The organism is Acetatifactor sp. (assembly GCF_982438285.1).
In genome coordinates this window covers 1-5,855 of record NZ_CEWDFQ010000194.1, presented here as the reverse complement: position 1 = coordinate 5,855, position 5,855 = coordinate 1, and the positions used below count along the sequence as shown (strand labels likewise).

Here is a 5,855-nt window from a genome sequence, read left to right as displayed (position 1 = left end):
GTATCTGCAGCTGCGCAATCAGATTATCATGGGAATCGCCACCTCACAGTTTCATGAGGGAGATTCGCTGCCAAGTGTACGACAGCTTGCGGATTTGATCGGCATCAATATGCACACGGTAAATAAGGCGTATACGGTGCTGAAGCAGGAGGGGTACGTAAAGGTGGACCGAAGGCGGGGAGCTGTCATTGCCATTGACTCGGATAAAATGCGGACCTTAGAGGAGCTGAAGAAGGAGCTGCAGGTGATTTTGGCAAAAGGCAGCTGCAAAAATATTTCCAAAGAGGAAATCATAGAATTGATTGACGAAATTTATGAAGATTATGGAGGGCTGAAATAATGCAGTCGCAGTTTACGGATAAAGCGCAGGCGGCGCTGGCCCAGGCGTCCAAGTGCGCAAGAAGCTTAAAGCAGGGTTATGTGGGCACGGAGCATATTTTAGTGGGGCTGTTAAGGGAAAAAAGCGGAGTGGCCTGCAAGGTCTTGACAGACAATAATGTGGATGCGGATCAGGTGCTTGAGATGATAAAGGAGCTGATCGCATTTGAAAATGGAGTTGCCATAAGGGAGAAAGAGGGCTATTCACCCAGAGCAAGGAAAATTTTGGAGGAGGCCCACAGACAGGCGGAACGGTTTGGACAAAAGCAGACGGGGACAGAGCATATTTTGATGGCGCTGATCAAGGAGGGAGAAAATGTAGCTGTCAGGCTGTTAAATACCCTGGGAGCCAATATTCAGAAGATTTATGTGGATACGCTGCTGGCCATCGGCCAGGACGGAAATTTATATAAGGAGGATTTGGGAAGAAAGGGAGAGCGGCGAGGAAAGCCTTCTACTCTGGAGCAGTACAGCCGGGATTTGACAGCCATGGCCAGAGAGGGGAAGCTCGACCCCGTCATTGGAAGAGAGGATGAAATCCGCAGGGTGATACAGATTTTAAGCCGGCGTACCAAGAACAATCCCTGCCTCATTGGAGAGCCTGGCGTGGGTAAGACTGCTGTGGTGGAGGGACTTGCGCTGCGCATCGTAGCGGGCGAGGTGCCCTTTACGGTACAGAACAAAAGAGTACTCACACTGGATCTTTCTGGTATGGTGGCCGGAAGCAAATACAGAGGAGAATTTGAGGAGCGCATCAAGAGAGTGGTCCGGGAAGTGATTGAGGACGGAAATGTGATTCTCTTTTTGGATGAGCTGCACACCATTATCGGAGCGGGTGGCGCAGAGGGCGCCATTGACGCTTCCAATATTTTAAAGCCCTCTCTGGCAAGGGGGGAAATTCAGCTGATCGGAGCCACTACCATTGCGGAATACCGCAAATATGTGGAAAAGGATGCCGCGCTGGAGCGGCGCTTCCAGCCGGTGACGGTGGAGGAACCCACGGAGGAGGAGGCTGTCCGTATCTTAGAGGGCATTAAAGGTAAATATGAGGAGCACCACCGGGTGACCATTACCTCTGAGGCGGTGGAGGCTGCGGTGCGGCTTTCCAACCGTTATATCAACGACAGGAATCTGCCGGATAAGGCCATTGATCTGATTGATGAGGCGGCTGCCAGTGCAAGACTTCACGCTATGGATATGCCGGACAAGCAAAGGGAGCTGTTAGAGCAGATCAAAAAGATGGATCAGCAGATAGAGCGCTCCATACGCATGGAGGCCTTTTCCCAGGCTGCGGAAATCAAGAAAAATCAAGACGAGCTGGTGAAAAAATACGAGCGCATGATGAAACGCCGGGAGAGCCGGGAGACCGGAGGGCAGTACAGCATCGGTGAAAACGAAATTGCCGAGGTGGTGGCAATGTGGACCAAGATTCCTGTGCAGAAGCTGGCTCAGAAGGAAAGCGAAAGATTATTGAAGCTGGAGAGCATTCTCCATAAAAGAGTGATCGGACAAGACGAGGCTGTGACGGCGGTGGCAAAGGCCATGCGCAGAGGCAGAGTGGGCTTAAAGGATCCCAATCGTCCCATTGGCTCCTTCCTGTTTTTAGGCCCCACCGGCGTAGGCAAAACGGAGCTTTCCAAGGCCCTTGCGGAGGCGATGTTTGGCTCGGAGGAGGCTATTATACGTGTAGATATGTCTGAGTATATGGAGGGCCATTCGGTATCTAAGATGATTGGCTCGCCACCTGGATATGTGGGATTTGAGGAAGGGGGACAGCTCAGTGAGAAGGTCCGCCGAAATCCCTATTCCGTTGTGCTGTTTGACGAGATCGAGAAGGCGCATCCGGATGTGTTCAACATTCTTCTGCAGGTGCTGGATGACGGGCATATCACGGATTCCAAGGGAAGGAAGGTAAGCTTCAAAAATACCATTTTGATCATGACCTCCAACGCTGGCGCCCAGCGGATCGTAGATCCCAAAAATCTGGGATTTGCGGCGGAGAGCAATGAAAAGAGAGATTATGATAAGATGAAGTCCAATGTCATGGAGGAGGTGAAGCGCAGCTTTAAGCCGGAATTTATCAACAGAATCGATGATATTATCGTATTCCACCAGCTTAACAACGAAAACATGAAGGAAATCGTAAATCTTTTGGCCGCAAACCTGTATAAGCGCTGCGAATCCCAGATGGGAATTAAGCTCAGCATTACCCCGGCCTTAAAGGAGCATCTGGTGGAGAAATATTCGGATCAGAAGATGGGCGCAAGACCGCTTAAGAGAGCGATACAATCTGTGGTGGAGGATGCGCTTGCGGAAGAAATTCTGATGAAGAAGGTAATCCCCGGGGACTGCGTGTCTGCAGGCTTTAAAAACGGGAGGGTGACCTTTACCGTAAAGCAGACAGATGCCTGAAAAAAATAAAAAAATTTGTAGAAAAAAGGATGGTTTTATATTATACTGTACCTACAAACGATCAGGAGGACACACAGATGGCAGTAGTGGAAGAATTGCTCCGCAGCGAGTCTGACGGTGCAATCAGTTTTGGAAATCATAAGCTTTCCAATAAGCAGAAGGTGGAGGATTTCCGTCATGCCGGAGATTTGCTGAAGGTAAAGACCTACAATGAGATCACGAAGCTGGAGAAAAACGGAATGTTTCTCTATGAGTCGGTACCCGGCACAAGCGTTCTGCATTTTCAGGAAAATGAGGCAGGCGTGGAATTTGTGGTGGAGGGCGATGAGGACGCTCAGATTACCATAGGGCTTACAGATGATACAGAGTACGAGGTTTTTGTAGACGGCAAAAGTATAGGCACCATGAAAACGGGATTGGGCGGCAAGCTCAGCTTAAGCGTGGAGCTGGAGGCTGCCGGAGAGGTTACCGTAAAAATAGTTCAGGTTTGATGCTTCCTGCGCCGGGGATTTCCTTGGCGCAAGGGAATTTTTACAACGGATGTCTCGCAGGGCGGGCATCCGTTGCTTTTTGATGGAGGAATAGGTGAAAGGTAAGACTACCACTGTTTATTATTGCCAAAGCTGCGGATACGAGTCCTCGAAGTGGATGGGGCAGTGTCCGGGGTGCAGAGAATGGAATACCTTTGTGGAGGAAACTGTAAGCAGGGCGGAGCAAAAAAGTGCAGGAGTCCGCAGAAGAGAAGGGGCTGAAAGGGCAAAGCCCTGTCTTTTGACAGAGATTGCCATTCGCCAGGAGGATAAGCTTTTAACAGGAATCGGCGAGCTTGACAGAGTACTGGGAGGAGGCATTGTGAGCGGCTCCCTGACCTTGGTGGGAGGCGACCCGGGCATCGGGAAGTCTACGCTGCTTTTGCAGGTCTGCAGAAATATATCCACAGGCGGACATAAGGTGCTATACATATCCGGGGAGGAGTCCCAGGTGCAGATCAAAATACGGGCGGACAGAATCGGAGATTTTTCTCAGAACATGCTGCTTTTGTGTGAGACAAGTCTTGACTCCATATCGGAGGTGATCCGTAGGGAGAAGCCTGAGGTTGTGGTGATTGATTCGATTCAGACCATGTATAATGAGGCGGTATCCGCTGCGCCGGGAAGCGTTTCCCAGGTGAGGGAATCCACGGGAATTTTGCTGCAGCTTGCCAAAGGGCTTGGGGTGTCTGTGTTTATTGTGGGGCATGTGACTAAGGAAGGGACTGTTGCGGGGCCCAGAGTGCTGGAGCATATGGTGGATACGGTGCTGTATTTTGAGGGAGACAGGCATGCCTCCTACCGGATTCTGCGGGGTGTAAAAAACCGTTTTGGCTCCACCAATGAGATCGGCGTATTTGAAATGCGGGAGCAAGGGCTTATGGAGGTGCAAAACCCCTCAGAATATATGTTAAACGGACGGCCGGAGAATGCAAACGGCTCTGTAGTAGCCTGCACCATGGAGGGAACCAGGCCTCTTTTGGTGGAGATACAGGCCCTGGTGTGCCACAGCAATTTCGGCATTCCCAGAAGACAGACCATCGGCACGGATTTCAACAGAGTGAACCTTCTCATGGCTGTTCTGGAAAAGCGTTCCGGCATCGCTCTTGCAGGCTGCGACGCCTATGTGAATATTGCAGGCGGGATCAGGATCATGGAGCCGGCTATAGATTTGGGCATCGTGCTGGCAATTCTCTCCAGCTTCCGCAACCAGATTGTAAGTCCTAAGCTCATTGCCTTTGGCGAGGTAGGCTTAAGCGGAGAGGTGAGAGCTGTGGGCATGGCCAAGCAGAGAGTGGCCGAGGCGGAAAGGCTGGGCTTTGACATCTGCATTCTTCCTTATGTCTGCGCCAAGGAGTGTAGGGAATTTAAGAAAATTAAGGTGCTGGGTATTCGGTCGGTTCAGGATGCCATTGACAGGCTGTTTTGACAAAAAGGTGAGAAGGCCGCCTGCTAAGACGGATGGAACCTGAGGAGGGGGCAAAGGGATAAGGCTGGAAAAGGAGTTGGGTAAAGCGCATGAGAAGAAGGAGAAAAGGCTCAAAAATAATTGGGCTTTTGATTTTGTTTGGAGGTATCTGCGCCGGGCTTTTGGCGGAGCCTGCTCTGCAGGATTCCCTTCGGGCAGGAGAGGAAACGGGCGCTCAGATTTCTGATGTCCAAAGTATGGAAAACAGCGGCGGAGAATTGGCCGGCGGGCAGCTGGAGGTTCACTTTATTGATGTGGGCCAGGGAGACGCTGTGCTGATCAAAAGTGCGGATGCGTCTATGCTCGTGGATGCCGGGGATGATTCCAAGGGTACCGCCATACAGAATTATCTGCAGAAGCAGGGGATTGAAAGACTGAATTATCTGGTGCTTACCCATCCGGATTCGGACCATATCGGAGGGGCTCCGGTTATCATTGAAAAGTTTGAAATTGACCAGGTGTTTTTGTCAGATTTTGAAAAGGATAACAGCACCTACCGTAAATTGGTGCAGGCTCTTGACAACAAAGGACTTGTGGGGAGCACGCCCTCAGCAGGGCAGGTTTTTTCTTTGGGGCATGCCCAGGTTACGATTCTGGGGCCTTGTGATACCTATTCTGATCCCAACAATGCCTCCCTTGCTTTGCTGGTGCAAAACGGAGAGGATTCTTTCCTGTTCACGGGAGACGCAGAGGAGGAAGCAGAGCTTGCTATGCTGGAAAGCGGACTTTCGTTGAAGGCTGATGTGTATAAAGCGGGCCATCACGGCAGCAAAACCTCCTCCAGTGAAGCTTTTCTGGATGCTGTACAGCCGGAATTTGCCGTGATCAGCTGCGGAGAGGGTAATTCCTATGGACATCCAAGCGCACAGACCTTAAACAGCTTCCGATCCAGAGGAATACAGGTGTTCCGCACGGATGAACAGGGAAGTATTGTAGCGGTTTCAGACGGGGAAAACATAACCTGGAATTGTGCTCCTTCTGATACCTGGCAGGCGGGAGAACCTTCCGGAGAATAGTTACAATTTTTTCAATTTTTGCTTGCTATGACAGGGGGTTCTGTGTTATAA

Annotated in this window: 5 protein-coding genes; all 5 read left to right on the top strand. The window is 50.8% G+C overall.

Going from position 1 to position 5,855, the window contains the following annotated elements; all coding sequences use genetic code 11:
- A partial coding sequence (locus AC1WIP_RS10265; protein WP_481141737.1) for a GntR family transcriptional regulator occupies positions 1–340 on the top strand: 340 nt, incomplete at its 5' end.
- Positions 340–2,790, top strand: a complete 2,451-nt coding sequence (locus tag AC1WIP_RS10260; RefSeq protein WP_481141736.1) for an ATP-dependent Clp protease ATP-binding subunit — start codon at positions 340–342, stop codon at positions 2,788–2,790. The genes AC1WIP_RS10265 and AC1WIP_RS10260, both read left to right, overlap by 1 nt.
- Positions 2,791–2,867: 77 nt before the next feature.
- Positions 2,868–3,281 carry an endosialidase gene (locus AC1WIP_RS10255; RefSeq protein WP_318710015.1) on the top strand — a complete coding sequence of 138 codons (414 nt, stop codon included), beginning with the start codon at positions 2,868–2,870 and terminating at the stop codon, positions 3,279–3,281.
- Positions 3,282–3,438: 157 nt separating this feature from the next.
- A complete protein-coding gene (gene radA, locus AC1WIP_RS10250; protein ID WP_481141738.1) occupies positions 3,439–4,749 on the top strand; it encodes a DNA repair protein RadA in 1,311 nt (436 codons plus the stop codon).
- Positions 4,750–4,838: 89 nt separating this feature from the next.
- Positions 4,839–5,804: a ComEC/Rec2 family competence protein gene (locus AC1WIP_RS10245; protein WP_481141735.1), complete on the top strand. Its 966-nt coding sequence runs from the start codon at positions 4,839–4,841 to the stop codon at positions 5,802–5,804.
- Positions 5,805–5,855: the final 51 nt, after the last annotated feature.

Excerpts from the sequence above, each read along its gene's own strand:
- AC1WIP_RS10245 (WP_481141735.1), top strand. The coding sequence starts at position 4,839 with ATGAGAAGAAGGAGAAAAGGCTCAAAAATAATTGGGCTTTTGATTTTG.
- AC1WIP_RS10260 (WP_481141736.1), top strand. The coding sequence starts at position 340 with ATGCAGTCGCAGTTTACGGATAAAGCGCAGGCGGCGCTGGCCCAGGCG.
- AC1WIP_RS10255 (WP_318710015.1), top strand. The coding sequence starts at position 2,868 with ATGGCAGTAGTGGAAGAATTGCTCCGCAGCGAGTCTGACGGTGCAATC.
- radA (WP_481141738.1), top strand. The coding sequence starts at position 3,439 with ATGGGGCAGTGTCCGGGGTGCAGAGAATGGAATACCTTTGTGGAGGAA.